The following is a 22,150-nucleotide window of genomic DNA, read 5'->3' as shown; positions in this document are numbered from 1 at the left end:
CGGGCCGCCGCGCCGTCGTCCGTCTCCCGGGAGGTTCAGACCGGCTCGCACACCAGCTTCCGGCCCGCCGGCGCGAGTTCGACGCCGAAGTCCTTCAGCCGGTGGAGGTTGTCACGGATGACCGCGGCCCCCTCGTCCGGGTCGGTGTAGTCGACCGGCGCCATGCCTATCCGCTCCAGGCACTTCTCCACGGCGATGTTGGTCGAGTGGTCATGACGGGGCATCAGCCAGTGCTGGTAGTCGTGCTGCCAGAGACTGAGCACGGCCTTGTCGTTGGTGAGCCGTACCTTGTCGAGGGTCTCCTTCTGCAACCGGGCGGCCTGCGCGCTGTCCATGCCGATGTGGGACCAGGGCGAGGCGGGGTCGGTGGGATCGTCCGCAACGATCTGCAGCTCCTCCCGGTCCTGCCAGAGCGGCATGGTCTCGTCGGTGATGGAGAACTTGGACAGCGCGTAGTGCCCGGAGTACTCCCGCAGGAGGTAGTCCTGCGTGTCCTGGAACATCCCCGGGTCCTCGCCCGGGTATCCGACGATGAAGAGACCGTAGTACGACAGCCCGCTCTGGCTGAGCAGCTCGACAGCCCGACGGTTCTGCTTCACCGAGACCCGCTTGCTCATCCGCTTCAGCGTGCCGTCGTTCATCGACTCGAAACCGATGTGCAGCTGGAAGCAGTGCGAGGCCTTGAGGCCTGCCACAAGCTCCGCCGAATTGATCGTGTTGGCCCGGCTGAACCCCTCCCACCTCGGTATACCCGAATCCGGGAGGATTTCCAGCAGCCGGCGCAGCCGGGTCGGTGGAATGGTGAAGGTGGAATCCATCGCCGAGATGACGTCCGCGCCGTTCTGATCGGCATAGGCGATCCAGTCGTCACGTATCTTCTCGGCGGATTTGTATCGCCACTTGGGTGAAGCTGCGGGAAACGAACAGAATTTGCAGTCGAAGGGGCAGCCCCGCATGGACTCGTAGGGCACGATCGACTGTTTGCCGAGGACGCGCGGCGAGGGGAAGCCGTCGATGTCGACGTACTCGGTGGGATTGATGCGGATGTTGTCCCCGTCGCGCCACACAAGGTTGGGTACGGCGCTCAGTTCGCCCCTTCCCGCCAGCGCGTCCAGGGTCTTGGGCAGGGCGATCTCGCCGTCGCCGCGGACCACCGCGACGATCTCCGGGAAGTCGCGCATGGCCGACATGAACTTGAGGTTGGTGAACTGCCCGCCCGCCACGATCCGCGTGCCCGGGAGATTCTCCCGCACCCACCGCACGGCCGAGCCCAGGATCGGACTGTTCCAGATGTACGTCGTCGACAGGAGCACCACGTCCACGTCGCCCTCAGGCGCCTTCGCGCGCCCCTCCCAGACATCGGCCAGGTCGACGCGCTCGAAGCCGTGACCGCTGTTCTCCAGAATGGACAGGAGGGTGACCGTCGTGAGGTGCGGCGTCGTGTCCGAACGCGGCCTGAGCAGGGCGTACTCCCGCCCGTGCTGGGTGAAGGCGAGCCGCCCCAGATCCAGGTCGGCGCTTCCGGCCCTCCGGAGCATCTCCCTGGCCGCGTCGGAAGGATTCGCCGTGAATAGCGAACCTTCCAGATAGGGGGAATTGAGGTTTGCGGGCCCGAGCCCGCTCAGAAGTAGAAAGCGCACGCGTCCCAGCTTTCCCGTGTGAGGTCATGGCTGCCGCAGATCGAGGCTCCCGCGATCCTTTCAGACGGCTTCTGGGCATCGTCTGGACGGATTCTGCGCGCCGCGAATCCCCTTGCGGAGCACGCCCCGAGGGCCTCTGACGTGGCCCGGCGAAGCGTCTCACCGCGCTTGCGGGGCGGGTTCTTATACGTGTAAAGTTATTGTCGTCTTCATGGATCTTGCCGTCCGGTCGTGGCAGCGCTGCCCGCTCCCGGGCCGGACGGTCGCGCCCGAAAGGTGGAGAATCCCATGGTCACGGCAGAGGGTCTGCATGCCGACGGCGGGGAGGTGGCCGACGGCGGCGTCGCCGAGAACGACCCGGGCGGTCCGGCCGCGACCTCCAGGCAGGTGCTCCTGCGATTGCTCCGCCCCTACCGCACAAGCCTCGTCGCCGTCTTCGTCCTCCAGATCGTCAGCTCCCTCGCCGGCCTCGCGCCGCTGATCGCGGTGGTCGAGCTCGGCCGTGTGCTGCTCACGCCGGGGCCGGTGGACCACGACGCCGCCTGGCTCGCCGTCTGGATCGGCGTCGCCGGTCTGCTCGTCCGCGTCGTGCTCGCCGCGGCATCCGGCGGCATCGCGCATCTCGTCGACGGCCGGCTCCAGTTGTCGCTGAGGCGGCTGCTCGCCCAGCGCCTGGGCAAGGTGCCGCTCGGCTGGTACTCCCGCCGCAGCTCCGGCGAGATCAACGGCGTGGTGCAGGGCGACGTCGACCAACTCCACCATCTCATCGCGCACGCGCCCGTCGAGGCCACCGCCGCCGTCGTCGTCCCGCTCGCCTCGTTCGTCTATCTCGCCTGGGTGGACTGGCGTCTGACCCTCGTCGCGCTCGTGCCGGTCCTGCTCGGCCTGCTGCTGCAGCGCCTCCTGCAGAGCGAGGACCGGCAGCGCGAAGGCCGCAGGATGGGCGAGGCCATGGGACGTATCGGCGCCGCCTCCGTGGAGTTCGTCGAGGGCATCTCAGTCGTCAAGACCTTCGGTGGCGGCGGGCAGGCGCACCGGCGCTACCGTCAGGCCGCGGACGCCTTCGCCGATTTCTTCCTCACCTATGTGGCGGGCGCGGCAGGCCTCGCCTCGCTGGCCGCACTCGTGCTCTCCCCGCCGTTCGTCCTGCTGCTCGTCTTCGCCGGCGGTACGGCCCTGATCGCGGCCGACGCCATGCCGCCCGCCGACCTGCTGCCGTTCCCGCTGCTCGCCGTCGCGCTGACCGCGCCCATCGCCGCGCTCGGCCACGGCATGGACAACGTGCACGCCGCGGAGCGGTCCGCCGAGCGGATCCGGGCGATGCTGAACGTACCGCCGCTGCCCGAGCCGGCCACGCCGGCCCAACCGCACGGCGACCGTGTGGAGTTCCGCGGCGTCGGCTTCGCCTACGACTCCGGCCACCCGGTGCTGCAGGAGATCGACCTGGTCCTCGAACCGGGTACCACCACCGCGCTCGTCGGCCCCTCGGGCGCCGGCAAGTCCACTCTGGCCCAGCTGGTTCCGCGTTTCTCCGACCCGACCAGCGGCTCCGTACTCCTCGGCGGCGTCGACGTGCGCGACATCCCGAGTGAACAGCTGTACCGCCACGTCTCCTTCGTCCTCCAGGACGTCCGGCTGCTGCGCGCAGGCATCGCCGAGAACATCGCCCTCGCCGTGCCGGAGGCCGACCGCGCCGCCGTCGAGCGGGCGGCACGCGCGGCGGGCATCCACGAGCGCATCCAGGAGATGCCCCGCGGATACGACTCCGTGATCGGCGAGGACGTGGGCCTCTCCGGCGGCGAGGCACAGCGCCTCTCCATCGCCCGGGCCCTGCTCGTGGACGCCCCGGTGCTGGTCCTCGACGAGGCCATGTCCTTCGCCGACGCCAAGACCGAGGCCGAGATCCGAGCCGCCCTCCAGAACCTCGTCCGGGGCCGCACGCAACTGGTGATCGCCCACCGTCTGGAGACCGTTGCCCGGGCTGACCGGATCGTGGTCATGGAGGACGGACGGATCGTGGAGAGCGGAACCTACCGCGAACTGCTGGACATGAAAGGGAAGTTCGCCGCCATGTGGCGTGCCCAGCGCGCGCGTGCCGGCCAGAAGAGGGAGATCCACCGATGATCAGCCTGCTGCTCCGGGTCCTGGGCGAGCGGCACTCGGGCCCCCTGCGCCGAACCGTCGCGCTGATGTCCGTCTGCGCCGTCGTGGAGGGTCTGTCCTACGCGCTTCTCATCCCGCTGCTGCGGGCCCTGCTCGACGGCCGCGCGCGGCACGCCTGGCCGTGGCTCGCCGCCTTCGCCCTGGCCGTCCTCGTCACTTCGGTCCTCGGCTACTTCAGCGACAAGTCAGGGTTCCGCACCGGTGGTGAGCTTTCCAGAGGACTGCACCACCGCCTCGGCGACCACCTCGCCGGACTGCCGCTGGGCTGGTTCACCCCCCGCCGGGTCGGGGACGTCTCCGGGCTCACCAGCCGGAGCGTGATGGAGGTCATGTCGGTACCGGCCCACCGGCTCCGGCCCCTGATCAACGCCGTCCTCATCCCGCTGTCCGTGGTCGTGGTCCTCTTCTTCTTCGAGTGGCGTCTCGCCCTGGCCGGCCTCGTCGCCGTGCCGGTCATCACCGGTGTACAGCGCTGGACTTCGAAGGCCACGGCCCGCCAGGACGCCGAGCGGGCGCGCAGCAGCGACGAGGCCGCCGGCCGCGTCGTGGAGTTCGTCCGCGCCCAGCCGGTGCTGCGCGCCGGCGGTCGGACGGGCGAGCGCTTCGGACTCCTCGACGACGCCCTGCACCAGCAGTGGCGCAGCGGCCGGCGCGCGGCCCTCAGCGGCGTGCCCGGCATGCTCGGCCTCACGTTCTCCGTGCAGGCCGTCTTCACCGCAGTACTCGCCCTGGGCGTCCATCTGACGCTCGACGGCAGCCTCGGCGCCCCGGAGCTGCTGGCGATCATGGTCCTGGCGGCCCGCTGCGTCGAACCCCTGCTGTCCCTCGCCGACCTGGGCGGCATCATGCGGGTCTCCCGAGGCGAACTCGAGCGCATCGACGCCGTCCTGACCGAGCCCCCGCTGCCGCGCGCCGAACGGCCGACGGTCCCGCTCGACGACGGCGTCGAGCTGAAGTCGGTCTGCTTCCAGCGCGGCGACCGCCGTGTGCTCGACGGACTCTCCCTGGAGGTCGAGCCGGGCCGGCGGGTCGCCGTCGTCGGGTCATCGGGCGCCGGTAAGAGCACGCTGCTCCAGCTCGTCGCCCGGTTCCACGACGTCGACGCCGGCGTGGTGCGCCTCGGCGGGGTGGACGTACGGGACATCGACAGCGAGGAGCTGATGTCCCGCCTGTCCATGGTCTTCCAGGATGTCTACCTCTTCGAGGGCACCATCGAGGACAACGTGCGGATCGGCCGGCCCGACGCCACTGCCGAGGAGGTGCGGGCCGTGGCCGTCGCGGCGTCCCTGGACGAGGTGGTGGACCGGCTCCCCGACGGCTGGGACACCCAGGTCGGCGAGGGCGGCGCCGCGTTGTCCGGAGGTGAGCGGCAGCGGGTCTCGATCGCCCGGGCCCTGCTGAAGAACGCCCCCGTTCTGCTGCTCGACGAGGCCACCTCGGCCCTCGACCCGGAGAGCGAGGCGGCCGTTCAGGAAGGCCTCGACCGGCTCATGGCGGGCCGTACGGTCATCATGGTCGCCCACCGCCTCAGCACGGTCGAGAATGCCGATCTGATCGTGTTCCTCGATGACGGCCGGATCGTCGAGCAGGGGACCCATGAGGAACTCGTCCGGCGCGGCGGCCGATACGCCGAATTCTGGAGAATCGCCGCAGACGCGGCGGCATGAAGGCACGACTGGCGAGCGCTCGCCAGTCAGACACCATCCGAACACGGGGGTAGGGATGTCACGTAGCACGGCAGGGCAGCCGGTCGATCTCCGCAGAGAGGTCGCCGCGCTGCTGGGGGTCGAACTGGGCCCCGATGACGACGACGCGAACCTCTTCGAACTAGGTCTGCAGTCCCTTCAGTTGATGGCGCTGGTGAACCGGATGAACCGGGCGGGCGCGGGCGTGGACTTCACCGAGATGGCACAGGACCCGCGGCTCCGGGCCTGGTACGGACTGCTCGCCTCGCGCGAGGCGGTCCGCGTGGAGGCGTCTGGGGCGGAGCCGGAGCCAGAAGCCGTTGCCTCCGCCCCCGTCGACGAGCGTGAGCCCTTCCCGCTGACACCCGTCCAGCAGGCCTACTGGATCGGCCGCGGCACCGACCGACCGCTCGGCGGCGTCGGCTGCCACGCCTATCTGGAGATCGACACCCGGGACGTGGTGGCCGACCGCCTTGAGCGAGCCGTGCTGGCTCTGGTCCGCAGACACCCCATGCTCCGTGCCTCGTTCGCGGACGACGGGACACAGCGCCTGGCCGAAAGCGCCACCTGGCCGGGCCTGACGGTCCACGACGTCACGGACCTCCCGGCCGACACTGCCGAGGCCGCCCTGGTGGATCTGCGTGAACGTCTCTCCCACCGGGTGCTCGACGTCGCCCGGGGGGAGGTGCTCGATGTCCAGCTCAGCCTCCGCCCCGGTGGGGCGCAACGCATCCACGTCAACGCCGATCTGCTGGTCGCCGATGTGCACAGCATCCGGCTCCTCCTGTCCGACCTGGCAGCGCTCTACGCCGACCCGGCGGGTGTCGCCGAACTGCGGTACACCTTCCCGCAGTACATCGCGGACACCGCTGCCCCGCGGGCGGCCAGGCGTGAGCGCGCGCGGGAGTACTGGCAGCGGCGCCTGCCGGAACTCCCCGGCGGGCCGGCCCTCCCGCTGGCGGTGGACCCCGGCGAGATCGGGGTGCCCCGGTTCGTACGGCGGGGGGCCACCCTGACTCCGCAGGAGTGGACGGCCCTTCAGCGGAAGGCCGGCGAACACGGCCTCACTCCGGCCGTGTTGCTGGTCACCGCCTTCTCCGAGATCCTGATGCGATGGAGCGGTCAGCAGCGGTTCCTGCTCAACATCCCGCTGTTCGACCGCGATCAGGGCCTCCACCCCGACATCGAGCGCATCGTGGCCGACTTCACCAGCCTGCTGCTGCTCGACGTCGACCTGTCCGGTGCCGACGGCTTCGCCGACCGGGCCCGCGCGATCCAGTCGCGCCTGCACGACGACGTCGGTCACGCCGCGTACACCGGGGTCGACGTGCTGCGCGACTTCGTCCGCACCGACACCGGAACCCCGCGCACGGCGCCCGTGGTCTTCGCCTGCAACCTCGACGCGCCCCTGGTGCCCGACGACTTCGCCGCGCACTTCGGCGAGTTGTCCTGGATGGTCTCCCAGACCCCCCAGGTCTGGCTCGACCACCAGGTGTACGGCACCCGCGAGGGTGGCCTGTCACTGGCCTGGGACGCCGTTGAGGCGCTGTTCCCCGAGGGCGTGATCGACACGATGTTCGCGGCGTACACCGGCCTGGTGCGGCGCCTGGCGACCGCCGACTGGAACCTTCCGCCGGACATACCCCTGCCCGAGTCCCAGCTCCGATGTCGCGCCGAGGTGAACTCTGTGACCCGGCGGGAGAGCGGTCGCCTCCTGCACCAGGCGTTCTTCGAGCGGGCTGCCGACCGGGCCGGCGAGCCCGCGCTGCTCTGGGGGGAGAACGGCCGTCTCAGCCACGGCGAACTGGCGGAGCGCGCGCTGCGCGTGGCCGGTGCGCTCGCCGCACGGGGCGTCGGGCCCGGCAGCCCGGTTGTCGTCACCGCGCCCAAGGGCCCTGACCAGATCGCGGCGGTGCTGGGCATCCTGGCGGCGGGCGGTACGTACGTACCCGTCGGCGTCGACCAGCCGGCCGAGCGCAGGGACCGCATCCATGCACTCAGCCGCTGCGTACTCGTCCTGGACGGCACCGGCGCGGCGCCCTCACCGGCATCCGAGGCTCCCGTCCTGTCCCTCGCGGAGGCCTTCCGGGCGGCACCGCTCGACGCCCCGGTGGGCGTCTCCGCCGACGAGACCGCCTACGTGATCTTCACCTCCGGTTCGACCGGTACGCCCAAGGGCGTCGAGGTCAGCCATCGTGCCGCGGTCAACACCGTGGAGGAGATCGACGAGCGGTACGGGCTGGGGCCCGAGGACCGTGTTCTCGCCGTCTCCGCCCTGGACTTCGACCTCTCGGTGTGGGACGTCTTCGGCCCGCTGGCCGAGGGCGGGGCTCTCGTGCTGGTCGACGAGAACGACCGGCGCGACGCCCACCGATGGCTCGCGCTCTGCGAGCGCCACGCCGTCACCGTGTGGAACTCCGTGCCCGCGCTGATGGACATGCTCCTCACCGCGTCCGACGGGGCGTCTCTTCCGGGAACCCTGCGCCTCGCGCTGCTTTCGGGCGACTGGATCGGTCTCGACCTGCCCGGGCGACTGGACCGTGCGACGGACGGCCGGTGCCGGCTGGTCGCCCTCGGTGGCGCCACCGAGGCCGCGATCTGGTCCAACGCCCACGATGTCACCGGCGTGCCCGCGCACTGGCGGTCCATTCCGTACGGCAGGCCACTGGCCAACCAGCGGTTCCGTGTGGTCGACCCGCACGGCCGGGACTGCCCGGACTGGGTGCCCGGAGAGCTGTGGATCGGCGGCGCCGGCGTGGCGCAGGGCTACCGAGGCGACCCCGAGCTGACGAGGGAGCGTTTCCCCTGTGTGCCGGACGGGCGCTGGTACCGCACCGGCGACCAGGGACGCTACTGGCCGGACGGCACACTCGAGTTCCTGGGCCGCATCGACCACCAGGTCAAGATCAACGGATTCCGCGTCGAGCTGGGCGAGATCGAGTCCGTACTCCAGACGCACCCCGCCGTCTCGCACGTCCTCGCCGCCGTCGTCGGTGACCGGACGCGGGAGATCGCGGCGGCCTTCCTGCCTGCCCCGGCCCCCGCCCCGTCCCCGGCCGCCACGGTACCGATCGACGCCGGCCGAGGGCGGGAGGCCCGCGAGCTGGAAGCGGAGCTGACCGAGACGCTTCTCGCCGCTCTGCTCGACTCCCTGCTCGGCCCGGGTGACCAGCCCGTCGGGGAGGACGCGCTGCCGGTGGCGGAGGCGGGGCGCCGACACCTGGACTCCTGGCTGGAGTTTCTGCGGGAACGGCAGGTTCTGAGCCGCTCGGCCGGGACCGTGACCCGCGGCCCCCGCTGGACTCTGGTCCGCGACGGAGAACGGGCCGCCGCGCTGCGCGGCCGGATCTCCGGCACCTGCCTCCAGCCGGTCGTGGACGGCTGGGCCGGCGCGATCCCCCTGCTGACGGCGGTGCTCGCCGGCACGGCCGACATCGACGCCCTGGCCGACGACCCCGTCCTGTCTCCGGACGGGCTCGCCCTCGTACTGCCCGGCGTCCTCGCCTGCCTGGACGCCGTCGCACAGGACGTGGAGGCGCTGCGGACCGACGGGGCCCGGACGGTCGACATCGCCGAGTGGGCCGGCGCGGGCGGCAGGACCGCCGCCGCGCTGCTGGAGCGGATCAAGCCCGGCACGGTCGACTACGTGCTGCTCGATCCCCGGGAGTCACGGACCCAGGCCGCCGAGGCCAGGCTCGCCGGTTCAGCGCACCTCGTACGGACCGCCCGTCAGGACGCCTTCGCCGTACCCGAGTCGAGGCTCGCGGCCTTCGACGTCCTCGTGGCGAACGACGCACTGGGCCGGGAGCCGGACCCGGACGCGGCCGCGCGCACGCTGGCCCTGCTGGGCAGGCCCGCCGGCCGGCTGTTCCTCGTCGCGCGCGAGGAGGCCTCCCCGCTGGCGATCCCGACGGTGCCGGTCCCGTCCCCGGCCGCTGACGTGACGCGGTGGCTGGAGGCCCTGGAACGGGCCGGATTCTCCGGTGTCGAGGTGTCCAGGCGCGAGCCCGACGGCGTGGCTCTGATCACTGCCGGGTGCCCCGGAGCGGAGCGTGCCGACCACACCGCCGACCCGGCGGCGATACGGTCCTGGCTCGTCGACCGGCTCCCCGCGCACATGATCCCCGGTTCCCTCGTCGGCCTGGCCGAACTGCCGCTGAGCGCCAACGGCAAGGTGGACCGGCGGCGGGTCGAGCGGGCCCTTGCGGAAGCCGCCGCCCCGGCCGAGGGCGTCGACGATCCCCCGCGTGGCCCTGTGGAGGAGGCGGTGGCTGAGCTCTGGGCACGCGTACTCGGCGCGCCCGTGACCGCGCGTGGCGCGGGGTTCTTCGCCCTCGGCGGGGACAGCCTGACGGCGACCCGCCTGGTGGCCGCCATCCGCGGCCGGCTGGGCGTCGAGCTGCCGATGCGCGATGTGCTGCGGGCCCCGACCGTGGCCGGAATGGCCGCGCTCGTGAGCGAGTTGAGGGCGGCGCACGGTCTGGACCCGCATCCGGGTGGCGACCCGGTGGGAGCGGCGGGCGGCCCGTCCGAGGAGTTCGAGGAGGGCGAGCTGTGATACCGCTGGACCACCGTTCGTCCTCGGCCCTGCGCGTGTTCTCCCGGCGCACACACGCGCGCTCCCGGCTGATCTGCTTCCCCCACGCCGGTGGGGCCGCAGGCGGCTATCGCGACTGGTCCCTGGACGCCCCGTGGGACGTCGAGGTGTACGCGGTGCAATACCCCGGCCGCGGCGACCGATTCGACGAGCCGGCCGCCACGGACATGGAGAGCCTGCTGGACGACCTCGTCCCGGCACTGACCGGGGCGTGTACCGCCGGCGAACTCGCGTCCGCCGTCTTCTTCGGGCACAGCATGGGCGCGGCGGTGGCCTACGAGGCCGCACGCAGGCTCGCGGTCACCGGCCGCCCGCCGGCGGCGCTCGTCGTCTCCGGCCAGCCCGCCCCTTCGCGCACCCGGGGCGGCGCCCTCCACCGCGCCACCGACGGGGAACTCCTCGCCGACCTGAGGAGGCTCGGAGGTACCGCCCAGGAGGTCATGGGCAACAGCGCCCTGCTGGAAGCCCTGCTGCCCACCATCCGGAGCGACTACCGGCTCATCGAGACCTACCGGCCGCTGCCCGGTGGCACGCTGGGCATCCCGGTGACCGTGCTGTACGCCGACGACGACCCGGAGGTCACCGCCGACGAGGCCGCTGCCTGGGGCGAGGTCACCGCCGGGACCTGCGAGGTGGAGGTCTTCACGGGCGGCCACTTCTATCTGGAGACTCGGCGCGCGACCGTACTCCCGTGCGTCTTCGGGGCGGCACGGGCAGCGCTGCCCGAGACTGCCGCCTGGCCGTGCACACCGTGACGCGCCGTCGGCCGCACACCACCATCCGTCATGGAGGAGAGAGGATTCCCATGCAAGAGGGCTGCGTGCCTTGGCCTGAATCGGTGGCTCGCACGTACAGGGAGCAGGGGTACTGGAACACGGACGTTCTCGGGACCTGGCTCGCGCGGACACCCGAGGAGCGGGCCGGGACCGCCCTGGTGACGGCAGCCGGCAGCGTGACTCACGAGGAGCTCGACCGGAGGGCCGACCGCATGGCCGCCGGCCTGCTGCGCGCGGGGCTGACACCGGGCGACCGGGTCGTCGTGCAACTCCCCAACGACGTGGACCTCGTGGTGCTGAGCCTGGCGCTCTTCCGGACCGGCATCCTGCCGGTGTACGCCCTGCCCGCACACCGCACAACGGAGATCACCCACCTCGTGACCACGTCCGGGGCGGTGGCCTATGTCTGCCCGGAACGGGTGCTCGACTGCGACTTCCGGCTCGTCGCCCGGGAGGTGCTCGACCGGACGGACAGCCTCCGGCACGTGTTCGTGGCGGGTGATCCGGGCCCGTACACCGCCCTGTCCTCCGTCGACGGCGATCCCGTCGCCCTGCCCTCGCCGGACCCCGAGGACGTCGCGCTGTTCCTGCTGTCCGGCGGCACCTCCGGACCGCCGAAGCTGATACCGCGGACACACGCGGACTACGCGTACCAACTGCGGGAGACCGCGCGGCTGTGCGGTGTCGGGCCGGACAGCGTCTATCTCGCCGCGCTGCCCGTGGAGCACAACTTCGCGCTCGGCTGCCCCGGCGTACTGGGTACGCTCCGCGCCGGAGGAACGGCCGTGCTCGCCCCGGCGCCCACCGCGGACGTGTGCTTCCCGCTCATCGAGCGGGCCGGCGTGACGATCACCTCGCTGGTGCCCCCGCTGGTGCCCCTGTGGCTCGACGCGGCGGAGTGGACGGACCACGACCTGTCCTCCCTACGGGTCCTCCAGGTGGGCGGCGCCCGGCTCGACCTGGAGACGGCACGCCAGGTGCCGAAGGCCCTCGGCTGCACGCTTCAGCAGGTGTACGGGATGGCCGAGGGACTGCTCAACTACACCCGGCTCGACGACCCCGAGGACGTGATCGTCCACACCCAGGGGCGACCGCTGTCACCGGCCGACGAGGTAAGGGTGCTCCGGGAGGACGGGAGCGAAGCCGGACCGGGTGAGACGGGGGAGCTGTTCACCCGCGGGCCGTACACCCTGCGGGGCTACTACCGCGCGGGGGAGCGCAACCGTACCCGGTTCACGCAGGAGGGCTTCTACCGCACGGGTGACCTGGTGCGCCGCACCGTCGAGGGCAACTTCGAGGTCGTCGGAAGAATCAACGACGTGGTCAACCGAGGCGGCGAGAAGGTGCCGACGCTGGAGGTGGAGGAGCATCTGCTCGCTGCCTTCCCGCTCGTCGGCGCCGCCGTGATCGCTCTGCCCGACCCCCTGATGGGGGAGCGGACCTGCGCCTGTGTCGTACCCAAGGACAGCGCGCATCCGCCGACTCTGCGGGATGTGCAGGCCGCGTTCCGGGGCCGGGGGGTCGCCGCCTACAAGGTGCCCGATCAGCTGGTGGTCCTGGAATCGCTGCCGATGACGGGCGTCGGCAAGCTCGACAAGCGCGCCCTGCGCGCGAGCCTGGACGCCTGAGCGAAACCGGGCCGTGGGCCCGTGGCACCGCCGTGCACGGCGGTGCCACGGGCCCACGGTCATGTCGCCTTCCGCGCCGCACCCGTCCGCGACAGCAGTCCGTCGACGATGGCCACAAGGCCCTCGTGGTGGGTGTCCCGGGTGGTGATCTCGTCCCACTGGCCCGCGAGCGCGGCGAGCCGGGGGAACTCCTCCGGCGTCAGCGCAGCGAAGGCCTTGTCGCGGTGCGGCGGTCGTTCGAGACCGGCGTGGTGCCGCTCGCGGTTCACCCGGATGGTGAGCTCGCCCGCGGTGTAGTACCAGATGACGCGGTAGGCGTAGACGGCCTCCTCCGGGCTGAGTCCGCACTCGATCCCGGCGTCGATCATGTTTTCCACGATCCACAGGGCCGAGACGGCCATCAGGTCGTCGGAGGCGAGGACCTCCACGATCCACGGACACTCGGCGAGGATGTCGTGCAGAGCCTGGCTCGCCGCGATCAGGCGATCACGCGGCTCGGCGGGCAGCCGTAGGCGCGGGAAGCGCTGGGCGTGGCGCTCGAGCAGGAGGAGCAGCAACTCGTCCTTGTCGCGCACATGGTGGTAGAGCGCCATCGCCGTGCTCGACAGCTCCTGCGCCAGTCGGCGCATCGACAGGTGCTCCGGCCCCTCCTCGTCCAGGATTCGCTGGGCCGCCGTGAGGATGGCCTCCTGGGACAGGCGGGGCGGACGGCCGGTCCTGCCGGTGCGTCGGGTCTGAGGCGACATCCCTCTGTCTTCCTGTTGCTCGTGCCGGGTGCGGAGTGGGCGCCGGTCGCCGGCCTCCTCCCGGGCGTCGGGCGGCCGGGAGGAGGCCGGCGTCATCATGCCCGGTTCACCGGTCGGGCCTCCGTCGTCTGCGCCGTCGTCCGCGGAAGGTGACGCACGATCCAGTCGGCTGTGGCCCTCGGCGGCAGCGTAGCCGCCATGATGTGGACACCGGGCGAAACCCGGCCCCTCGTGACCTCGTGCGCGGTGATCGAGGCGATCACCCCGACCAGGCCGGTCACGTCCGTGCTGTGCAGCAGAGCGCTCCGCCGCACGGGGGTGCCCTCGGGTGTCAGCCCGTCAAGCGTGCCATACATCACTTGATATGGGGAACTGCCGGCCGCGTCCCGCAGACTCGCCTTGGCCAGCTCCCGGGCGGCGGCCATGAGCGCCCTGCCGTCGCCCGCCGCCGGATGCTGCAGGGTGAACCGGTCGAGGAAGGCGGGCACGCCGGGCCCCTTGAGCACCTCGTGCCAGTGGGCCTCCCGCAGCCGCAGGAGGTAGGCCTGTTGCCGCAGCTCCTCGGGGAGGACGCGGCGGACGGCGACGGCCTGTGCCGGCAGCGGAGCGGGCGACCCGAACTCCTGGGGAACGGGGCCGGGACGGGCTTCCGCGCGCGGCCCTTCGCCACCGCACACGGGGGCGGCGTCGGGGCGGTCGTCGCCGGGGAGATCGACCGCCCGGCGCTTGCCGAGCAGACAGGAGACCGCCGTGTGCGGCGGGATGGCGCCGAGGCCGCCCCACCAGCCGCTGAAACGGGTCGCGGAGTCGAGCCCTTCGGCCATCCAGCGCGGCACCCACCCGGCCAGGGTGCCTGAAAGCCCCGTGAAGAGAACGGCCGAACACGCCCCCGCCGGGGTACGCGAGCCGCCGTCGTCCGTCATGCCCACGTAGTGGGCGTCGGCCGCGAGGACCGAGGCGCGCACCCGGCCGTGCAGCGAGAACGCGGTCCCGGAGCAGTCGAGCACGGTGACGCAGTCACGGGTGAAGTGCGTCAGGTTCTGGTTGTCGCGGGCGTCGACCACCGCGGCCTCCGCGCAGTCGCCCAGCTCTCGGGCGAACCGCCAGGCCTTCTCGGCGGAGCGACCGCCGATCCGCAGGCGGTAGCCGCGCTCGGCGGCGAGGAAGCGGGCCGCGGCCGTGCCCACGCGCCCGTACCCGCCGAGGATTCCGATCATGGGTGCCGTATCGATGCTCATGTGTGTTCTCCCTGGTGTGCCGCACGTCCGCCGAGCAGGCCCTCGACGATGTCCTCCAGGGCCTCGCGGTGGCTGTCCCGCGCGGTGAGCGCGGACCAGCGGCCGGCGAGTGCCGTCACGCGAGGGAAGTCGTCGGGCGACAGGGTGGCGAAGACCTGTTCGCGCTGAGTGGGGCGGGTCAGTTCGGCATGGTGCTGACGGCTGGTCGTACGGATCAGAAGGACACCGACCGTGAAGTGCCAGATGGCCTGATGGGCCTGGGCCGCCTCTTCGGGGGTGAGACCGCACTCGACGGCCGCGTCGAGCAGGGCCTCCATGACCCAGAGCGCGGACACGGCCAGGAGGTCGGGGGAGGCCAGGATCTCGTTGAGGAACGGGTACTGGGCGAGGACGTCGTGGAGCAGCTGGGCGGCCGCCAGCAGTCTCTCGCGCGGGTCCTCGGGCAGGACCGGCCGGGCGCGGCCCTGGGATCGGGAGGCGACGAGCAGGAGCAGCAGCTCGTGCCTGTCGCGCACATGGTGGTAGAGGGCCATCGGCGTGATGGAGAGCTCCTTGGCGAGCCGTCGCATGGACAGGTGCCGAGGTCCCTCACTGTCGAGGATGCGCAGTGCGGCCTCGACGATGGTCTCCTGCGAGAGGGGCGTGGACCGACGTGCACTGCCTCTGCGCCCGTTACGGGGCTTCATCCCTGCGTCTCCCATCCGAGTGGTGGAATTGTCCGGTTCGCGCTCGGACCGAGGGCCGGATCACCGTGCTGTGCTGGGCTCTTCGGGACGGGGGTGACATCGGCAGGGGCCCGGGGTATAGTTATTATACGCGTACGACTTACGAGTATAAAAACTAGGGGAGGGATCCAGTGCGGGAGTCGACTCGGGAGCCGGAGCCGGGGTGGTGCACGGCCGCCCCGGCCGGCTGGGCGAGGGAGCCGGTCCCCCTCTGAGGCGGGCCGTGTCGAGCATCACCGCATGGTGTCGCCGACAGGGTCTCGGCGGCCCGGCCCTCCCCCGTGCAAAAGCGCCGGGCCGCCATCACATCGTTGCTGTGGAGGGAATTCGAGTCGGCTGGGAGGTGGCGCGGCGATAATGCCGGCGGGGTCGGATCGGTCAAGTCAGAGTTAAGTCGCGATCCATAGCCGAAAGTTGTTGATTCGAGTCGAAGTCGTTAGGTAGAGTAACCCTCGGTTCGACCACTCCTGGGGATTTCAGGAGAGTTGACGGGGGATTTTCAGCTACCCAGGGTAGCGTTGTAGACCTGGGGTGAGTGACGTGCTGTCTCAGGGCGGCGTCGCAGGCTTTTTTCGCATGCCAAAACCTTCTTCTGGCTGCGCTGATGTAGCGGACCATATTTCGCTGCATCATCCTGTGATGGCCTTCTTGTAGCGCAACGTCAACATTTCCCGATTCTCTCCTGCGGGGATCGGTCGATTGTTTACCGGCCTTTCAGTGGCCGTTTTCGGTCGTCAGCTGCAGGAGGAAGAACTGTGGTTTTCTCTTACCGATCAGCCACCGTGCGCACGGATGTCGATCCACTTGTCGCGGCAACGGGTCTCGTCGCCTCGGGCCTGTTCTCCACCTATGTCCTCTACGAAGGGCCGGACGCCTGGTCGGTGGCCGGCGGAGTTGTGGCCGAAGTCGTATTGAAACCGGAAACCGTGCGATGTACGAAGGACGGCACCACCGTCGAACGCCCCTGGCACGGCGATCCGTTCGCCCCGGTCCGTGAGTTCCTGGACGGTCTGGAGCTGGCCGACTGGCGCGCCTACGGCTGGAGTGCCTTCGAGCTCGCCTACGCCGTCGCCGGCCGCCCGGTCGAGAACGACGTCCTGCTCCATCTCGTCGTTCCGAGAACGGAGATACGCCTGTCCCAGGGCCAGGCCCTCGTGCGCGGTCTGGACCCGCAGGAGATGACCCTCGTCGAGAAGACGCTGGCCGGCCTGGAGGCGGAACCGGATGCCCGGGACCGGCCGGTCGGCACGGACATCGAGGTCGGCGCCGCGGCCTACCGCGCCTCCGTCGCCACCGTCGTGGACCGTATACGCGCCGGAGAACTGCAGAAGGCCGTCGTGTCCCGGATCGTCCCCGTCACCTCCGACATCGACTTCCCGGCGAGCTACCTCGTCGGACGCCGCGCCAACACGCCTGCGCGGTCCTACCTGTTGAACATGGGAGACCTTCAGGCTCTGGGGTTCAGCCCGGAGACCGTCGTGGAAGTCGAACCGGACCGCACCGTCGCCAGCCAGCCGCTGGCCGGCACCCGGGCCCTGACCGGCGACGCCGAAGAGGACCGGCGGCGACGCGAACACCTCCTGGCGGACCCCAAGGAACTCCACGAGCACGCCATCTCGGTGAAGGTCGCCGTCGATGAACTCGCCGGGCCCTGCCGGCCGGAGACGGTGGTCGTGCAGGAGTACATGGTGATCAAGGAGCGGGGCTCCGTTCAGCATCTTGCCTCCAAGGTCGTGGGCCGGATGCCGCAGGACGCCAGTCCCTGGGACGCCTTCGCCGCCGTCTTCCCCGCCGTCACCGCCTCGGGTGTGCCCAAGCACGCCGCGTACGACGCCATCTCGGACTGCGAGCCGCGGGAGCGCGGCCTCTACGCCGGCACGGTGATGACGGTGGCGCAGGACGGCTCCATGGACGCCGCGCTCGCCCTGCGCAGTGTCTTCCGCCGGAACGGTGAGACCTGGCTCCAGGCCGGTGCCGGGGTCGTCGAGCACTCCGTACCTGAGCGCGAGCTGGAGGAGACCAGGGAGAAGCTGAGGTGTGTGGCCGACCGTCTGGTGGCGCGTGCGGCCGAGAGCGGCGCGGTGGCGCCGGACACCGAACCCGAGAAGCGTCTGTACGTCTGAAATCACTGGCAGAAGCGGTCCGGTGACACCGCGACCACGACCTCAGGAGGCGACAGGGCAATGGCGATAGCGGGGGAGCCCCTGGCAGTACAGCTGCTGGGTCCGGTGCGTGCCTGGCGGCATGGCAGAGAAGTCGCTCTCGGGCCGCCCAAACAGCGGGCCGTGTTCGCGCTGCTCGCCGGCCGGGCGAACGACGTCGTGAGTGTGGACCACATCATCGACGCGGTGTGGGGCGGAGACATCCCGCAGACCGCGTCCAACGGGGTCCACACCTACGTGGCCGGACTCCGCCGGGCCCTCGAACCGGAACGCAGCAGGCGGGAGAGCGGTGAACTGCTGATCTCGACCGCCGGCGGTTACGCGCTCCAGACAGACCCCGAGGCGGTGGACGCCACGCTCTTCGCCCGCCGTCACACCGAGGCACGGCGTGCACGCGCGGAGGGCAGGCTCCAGGAGGCGCTGGACCACGCGGAGTCCGCGTTGTCCCTGTGGCACGGGGAGGCGCACTCCGGCGTTCCCGGGCCGTTCGCGGTGATGGAGCGCACGAGGCTCCAGGACCTCCGGCTCACGGCCGTCGAGGAGTGGGCCGGCGACATGCTGGAGGCGGACCGTCCCGTCGAGGCGGTCACCGTACTGCTCGGGGCCGTGGCCGAGGAGCCGCTGCGCGAGAAGCTGCGCTGGCTGCTGATGACGGCGCTGTACCGGTGCGGACGTCAGGCGCACGCCCTGGAGGTCTACGCCGAGACCCGGCGGCTGCTGCGGCACGAGCTCGGCATCGATCCCAGCGCCGAACTTCGGACGCTGCACCAGCAGATCCTCGCCGGCAGCCCGGTCACCCCGACCGGAGCCGCCCGTACGGGCACGGTCACCGCGGTCGGCACCCGGGCACCCGCTCCGGAGCCCCCCGCGGCCCGGCTGGTGCTCTCGGAGACGCCCAGGCCCGCACAACTTCCCCCGGTGGCAAGGGGGTTCGTCGGACGTTCCCAGGAACTGGAACAACTGGCGCGGCTGCTCACCGAGAACGACCCGCGGGGTGCCTCCACGCCCATCGTCGTCATCGACGGACCGGCCGGTGTCGGCAAGAGCGCCTTCGCGCTCGAGCTGGCCCACCGGCTGTCCGGGCACTTCCCGGACGGGCAGCTCTACGTCGATCTGCATGGCACGAGCATGGAGGGCCGTTCGCTGAGCGCCTCCGAAGCCCTGCTCCAGGTGCTGCGCAGCCTCGGGGTCGACAACGCCCGCATCCCCGCGGATCTGGCGAGCCGCGCGACGCTGTACCGGAGCCTGCTGCACGGCAAGCGCGTCCTGGTGATGCTCGACGACGTGCTCAGCGCCGACCAGCTACGCCCACTGATCCCGGGCGGGTCCTCCTGTGTGCTCAGCACCGGCCGGCAGCGCCTGGGCGGCCTCGCGGTCCGCGACGGTGCGCATCTGCTCCGGCTCGAACCGCTCGGCACCCAGGACGCCCTGTCGCTGCTCCGATGTCTCAGCGGCGACCGGCTCCGGCACCAGGAGGCCGTGGCCAGGCGCCTCGTGGGACTGTCCGGTGGACGGCCCCTGGCACTGCGCATGATGGCCGAGACGCTGGCCGCCAACCAGGACGTACCCCTGTCGGCGCTGGTCGAGCACATCGCCGAGGAACACGGCCGGCTCGACCGGCTGGCGGTGGGAGGCGACGCCTCGACGAGTCTGCACACCCTGTTCGAGACGTCCTACCAGGCACTGCCCGACGAGGCGGCGCGGATGTTCCGGCTCCTCGGGCTCTACAGCGCCGGGCTGATCACCGTGTCGGCCGCGGCCGACCTGGCAGGCACCACTGAGCCGGAGGCGGCGGGCACGCTGAGGCTGCTCGCCCGCCGACATCTGCTCGTCGAGGCCGGCCGGGGCGCGTACCGGTTCCACGAGCTGATGCGGCTCTACGCGGCCGAGTGTGCCGAGCGCGAGCCGCTGACCCATCGCAGTGCCGCCGTGGCGCGTCTGCTGCAGGCGACCGTCTCGGTCGCCTAGAGCTCCTCTTGGCCGTGTTCCCCGCGGCGCCCTGTGCGCCGTGGGGAACACGCGTGCCTGCCCGCAGTCCCGCGGCGAGGAATAGTCCTTGCCGGAGTGGACGGTGGGGTGCCGCGGGCCATCAGAGACCGTTCAGAGCCTCTGTAGGCGGCTGAAGGGAGAGTGGTCGCCATGAGCAGCAATCAGGTGGCACTACTCCTCTTCGACCTCGCGTTCATTCTCGTCCTCGCCCATGGACTCGGGCATCTCGCCACCAGGATCGGACAGCCGCCCGTCGTGGGCGAGATCCTCGCCGGCGTGCTCCTCGGACCGACCCTCCTCAACGGGGAGGTCTCCGACACCCTGTTTCCCCACGCGATACGGCCATTGCTGAGCGCGATGGCCGATGTCGGCGTCACCTTGTTCATGTTCGGCGTGGGACTGGAGATCGAACGCCAGGCGTTGCGCGGCCGAGGGCGGATGGCCGCGGTCGTGAGCCTCGGATCGACGGCGGTGCCGTTCGTCCTCGGCATCGGCCTCGGCTTCTTCCTGCTGCGGAACCACGCGACCGACCAGAAGGCCGCCTTCATCGTCTTCATCGGCCTGGCCGTGTCCGTGACGGCCTTCCCCGTGCTGGCGAGGATTCTCTCCGACCGAGGACTCGCTGCCACCGCGCTCGGCGGTATCGCCCTGGCGGCGGCGGCTCTGGTGGACATCGTCGCGTGGACCGCCCTGGCCGGGGTGCAGGCCGCGATCGGCAGCGCGGGCGCCCACTGGCGGGTGGCCCTCATGATCCCGTTCGTCCTGGTACTCGTCCTGGTCGTACGCCCCTGGCTGCGACACCGCCTCAGCGGGGGCGACGGCCATGAGCCCGCGACGGCCTGGCGTTACGCGCAGCTGCTGATCGGCGCCCTGCTCTGCGGCGCGGCGACCGAGGCCATGGGCATGCACTACATCTTCGGTGCCTTCCTCTTCGGACTGATCATGCCGAGCGAAGGCACGGAGCGGCTGCGCGCCGACCTCATGCAGCGCACCCGCACCGTGACCTCCGTGCTGCTGCCCGTCTACTTCGTCGTCGCCGGACTCAAGGTGGACCTCCGGCAGTTCGGCTGGTCGGAGATCACCGAACTGGCCGCCGTCCTGCTCGTCGCCGTGGTCGGCAAGTTCGGTGGGACGTATCTGGGTGCCCGGAGCATGGGGCTGCCCGCCAGGCCCGCCACGGCGCTCTCCGCGCTGATGAACACCCGTGGCCTCACCGAGCTGGTCATCCTCGGCGTAGGGCTCCAGGCCGGGCTGCTCGACGGCGGGCTGTACTCGCTCCTGGTCGTCATGGCACTGGTGACCACGGCGATGACAGGCCCTGTGCTGACACGGACGTACGCGAAGCCCGTGATCGTGCCGGAGGTGAGGGCCGGACAACCCGGACGGGAGCCGGAACACTCCTCGTCCGTCCCCCCCGCCGCGTAGCGGCAGCAGACCGACGACAGGCCAAAAGCAGGGCGGGAAGCAGCAGGAGCAGGACAAAGACCAGAAGGAGAACCAGACATGCTCTCGGCCGAACCCCGGGATTCCGTCCGCCCCGGCACCCGACATGAGGACCACCCGGCCGAGTCGGTCCGGACACTCGACGGGCTCTTCAGCCGGGCCGCCCGGCGCCACTCGCGGGCCGTCGTGGTGCGCGACGGGCCGTACAGCCTCTCGTACAGCAAGGCCGACATGCTCTCCGCGCAGCTCGCCACGGCGCTGCTGGTCGCCGACGTCCAGCTGGGGGATCCGGTCGTCGTGCACTGCTCCGACCACCGGCAGGCGCTTGTGGCCCAGCTGGCGGTGATGAAGGCCGGCGGTGTGTGCGTCCCGGTACGCCGCGGCCTGCCGGCCGGCCAGACCCGCCGGATCGCCCTCGTCAGTGGCGCCGACACGGTGCTGTGCGGTCGCGCGACCTGGGCGGCATGGGATCACGCCGGCTGCCGGCGGCGGCTCCTGATGGACGATCCCGGACTGTGGAAGCGGATCGCAGCGCGCTCCGTCGACCGGGCGCTGCCGCGCTCCGCACCCGAAGAGCCCGCCTACCTGCTGACGGCGGAGGAGGCCGGGGAGTGGAGTTCGGGTCACCTCGTGGACCACCGGGCCTGGCATCTGGCGATGGCCGCGAGGTCCGAGCAGATCGGACCCGCCGGCCAGACGGTTGCCATAGCCGAACAACCCGTGGGGCCCGCTACCTTGTCCGCGATGTGGTGGGCCTTCGGATCGGGCAGCACGCTGCACGCGCAGCCGAGCGGACTCGGCGCGGGCCTCGACGGGGCCGTCGCCGTGTACGAGTCGGCCGAGTACGCGCGTGTTCTGGACCGCCTGGAACGCGAGCCCCGCCCGCCGCGGCCCCGGATGGTCGTCCTCGTGGGCGCACCCTGCGCACCCGAAGTCGTGGCCCGCCACGCCGAGATCCTGCCCGAGACGGCTCTGCGCGCCGAGTTCGCGCCCGGTGGGAGCGTGCTGCCCTGGGCGGTGAGCATGTACCGGGCCGGCCAGGACATGTCCGCCGGCGGGAGCCAGGTGGTCGGGGCGGCCCCCGGCGTACGGCTGAGCGTGCGCGGTGCCCTGGGGGAGAACCTCCGCACCGGCCAGGCGGGAGAGGTGTGCGCGCGGGGGCGGACCCTGCCCTTCGACGTCATCGGCGACCGCTACGCCCCCGGCAGCGGAGGAGTCCTCTTGCGCTCCGGCTTCGCCGGACGACGGAACCCGGACGGGGGCGTCGAACTCACGGGCCCCCGCCTGGCGAACACCCCCTGAGTGCCGCGCGCAGAGCGACGACGAGGCCGCAGCCCGTGGGCTGCGGCCTCGTCCGT

General features: G+C 71.3%; 13 protein-coding genes. 9 read left to right on the top strand and 4 right to left on the bottom strand.

The annotated features are described in order from the left end of the window. Positions 1–35 precede the first annotated feature (35 nt). Positions 36–1,538: a B12-binding domain-containing radical SAM protein gene (locus M878_RS62875; RefSeq protein ID WP_023546783.1), complete on the bottom strand. Its 1,503-nt coding sequence runs from the start codon at positions 1,536–1,538 to the stop codon at positions 36–38. A gap of 390 nt (positions 1,539–1,928) precedes the next feature. On the opposite strand from M878_RS62875, the gene M878_RS62870 reads away from it, so the two are divergent. The 5 genes from M878_RS62870 to M878_RS62850 are packed head-to-tail and all read left to right on the top strand — an operon-like array spanning position 1,929 to position 12,489. Continuing rightward, positions 1,929–3,764: an ABC transporter ATP-binding protein gene (locus M878_RS62870; RefSeq protein ID WP_023546782.1), complete on the top strand. Its 1,836-nt coding sequence runs from the start codon at positions 1,929–1,931 to the stop codon at positions 3,762–3,764. After that, on the top strand, positions 3,761–5,470 hold the full coding sequence (locus M878_RS62865) for an ABC transporter ATP-binding protein (protein WP_023546781.1): 1,710 nt from the start codon (positions 3,761–3,763) through the stop codon (positions 5,468–5,470). Before M878_RS62870 ends, M878_RS62865 begins: the two co-directional genes overlap by 4 nt. A 55-nt stretch (positions 5,471–5,525) precedes the next feature. Beyond that, positions 5,526–10,046: a non-ribosomal peptide synthetase gene (locus M878_RS62860; RefSeq protein ID WP_023546780.1), complete on the top strand. Its 4,521-nt coding sequence runs from the start codon at positions 5,526–5,528 to the stop codon at positions 10,044–10,046. Continuing rightward, entirely contained in the window at positions 10,043–10,840 is a 798-nt protein-coding gene (locus M878_RS62855) for a thioesterase II family protein (protein WP_023546779.1), read from the top strand. The genes M878_RS62860 and M878_RS62855 overlap by 4 nt, the downstream gene beginning before the upstream one ends. 50 nt (positions 10,841–10,890) lie before the next feature. Continuing rightward, positions 10,891–12,489, top strand: coding sequence for a (2,3-dihydroxybenzoyl)adenylate synthase (locus tag M878_RS62850; protein WP_031224843.1), 1,599 nt, complete (start codon positions 10,891–10,893; stop codon positions 12,487–12,489). A 59-nt stretch (positions 12,490–12,548) separates the two neighbouring features. Here M878_RS62850 and M878_RS62845 read toward each other — a convergent pair whose 3' ends face one another. The 3 genes from M878_RS62845 to M878_RS62835 all read right to left on the bottom strand — a co-directional run bounded on the left by M878_RS62845 (position 12,549) and on the right by M878_RS62835 (position 15,159). Next, positions 12,549–13,235 (bottom strand): TetR/AcrR family transcriptional regulator, encoded by a 687-nt coding sequence (locus M878_RS62845; protein ID WP_031224842.1) that lies wholly within the window; start codon positions 13,233–13,235, stop codon positions 12,549–12,551. A 95-nt stretch (positions 13,236–13,330) separates the two neighbouring features. Then, complete coding sequence (locus M878_RS62840) at positions 13,331–14,473, bottom strand: saccharopine dehydrogenase NADP-binding domain-containing protein (protein ID WP_078630274.1); 1,143 nt, start codon at positions 14,471–14,473, stop codon at positions 13,331–13,333. After that, a complete protein-coding gene (locus M878_RS62835; protein WP_023546775.1) occupies positions 14,470–15,159 on the bottom strand; it encodes a TetR/AcrR family transcriptional regulator in 690 nt (229 codons plus the stop codon). The genes M878_RS62840 and M878_RS62835 overlap by 4 nt, the downstream gene beginning before the upstream one ends. Positions 15,160–15,980: 821 nt before the next feature. On the opposite strand from M878_RS62835, the gene M878_RS62830 reads away from it, so the two are divergent. From M878_RS62830 to M878_RS62815, 4 genes are all read left to right on the top strand, one after another. Beyond that, a complete protein-coding gene (locus M878_RS62830; RefSeq protein ID WP_023546774.1) occupies positions 15,981–17,321 on the top strand; it encodes a salicylate synthase in 1,341 nt (446 codons plus the stop codon). 60 nt (positions 17,322–17,381) lie between these two features. Further along, positions 17,382–19,328 carry an AfsR/SARP family transcriptional regulator gene (locus M878_RS62825; RefSeq protein WP_023546773.1) on the top strand — a complete coding sequence of 649 codons (1,947 nt, stop codon included), beginning with the start codon at positions 17,382–17,384 and terminating at the stop codon, positions 19,326–19,328. A gap of 171 nt (positions 19,329–19,499) precedes the next feature. Beyond that, positions 19,500–20,774 carry a cation:proton antiporter gene (locus tag M878_RS62820; RefSeq protein ID WP_023546772.1) on the top strand — a complete coding sequence of 425 codons (1,275 nt, stop codon included), beginning with the start codon at positions 19,500–19,502 and terminating at the stop codon, positions 20,772–20,774. A 78-nt stretch (positions 20,775–20,852) separates the two neighbouring features. Continuing rightward, entirely contained in the window at positions 20,853–22,094 is a 1,242-nt protein-coding gene (locus M878_RS62815) for an AMP-binding protein (RefSeq protein WP_023546771.1), read from the top strand. Positions 22,095–22,150: the final 56 nt, after the last annotated feature.

Source organism: Streptomyces roseochromogenus subsp. oscitans DS 12.976 (assembly GCF_000497445.1).
GTDB classification, from domain to species: domain Bacteria; phylum Actinomycetota; class Actinomycetes; order Streptomycetales; family Streptomycetaceae; genus Streptomyces; species Streptomyces oscitans.
Note: the sequence above shows the minus strand (reverse complement) of the source record. Positions and strands in the feature narration are given on the sequence as shown.

What these genes read in the sequence shown, in the direction of transcription:
- M878_RS62875 (WP_023546783.1), bottom strand. Translation starts at nt 1,538, where the DNA reads ATGCTCCGGAGGGCCGGAAGCGCCGACCTGGATCTGGGGCGGCTCGCC.
- M878_RS62870 (WP_023546782.1), top strand. Translation starts at nt 1,929, where the DNA reads ATGGTCACGGCAGAGGGTCTGCATGCCGACGGCGGGGAGGTGGCCGAC.
- M878_RS62865 (WP_023546781.1), top strand. Translation starts at nt 3,761, where the DNA reads ATGATCAGCCTGCTGCTCCGGGTCCTGGGCGAGCGGCACTCGGGCCCC.
- M878_RS62860 (WP_023546780.1), top strand. Translation starts at nt 5,526, where the DNA reads ATGTCACGTAGCACGGCAGGGCAGCCGGTCGATCTCCGCAGAGAGGTC.
- M878_RS62850 (WP_031224843.1), top strand. Translation starts at nt 10,891, where the DNA reads ATGCAAGAGGGCTGCGTGCCTTGGCCTGAATCGGTGGCTCGCACGTAC.
- M878_RS62845 (WP_031224842.1), bottom strand. Translation starts at nt 13,235, where the DNA reads ATGTCGCCTCAGACCCGACGCACCGGCAGGACCGGCCGTCCGCCCCGC.
- M878_RS62840 (WP_078630274.1), bottom strand. Translation starts at nt 14,473, where the DNA reads ATGAGCATCGATACGGCACCCATGATCGGAATCCTCGGCGGGTACGGG.
- M878_RS62835 (WP_023546775.1), bottom strand. Translation starts at nt 15,159, where the DNA reads ATGAAGCCCCGTAACGGGCGCAGAGGCAGTGCACGTCGGTCCACGCCC.
- M878_RS62825 (WP_023546773.1), top strand. Translation starts at nt 17,382, where the DNA reads ATGGCGATAGCGGGGGAGCCCCTGGCAGTACAGCTGCTGGGTCCGGTG.
- M878_RS62820 (WP_023546772.1), top strand. Translation starts at nt 19,500, where the DNA reads ATGAGCAGCAATCAGGTGGCACTACTCCTCTTCGACCTCGCGTTCATT.
- M878_RS62815 (WP_023546771.1), top strand. Translation starts at nt 20,853, where the DNA reads ATGCTCTCGGCCGAACCCCGGGATTCCGTCCGCCCCGGCACCCGACAT.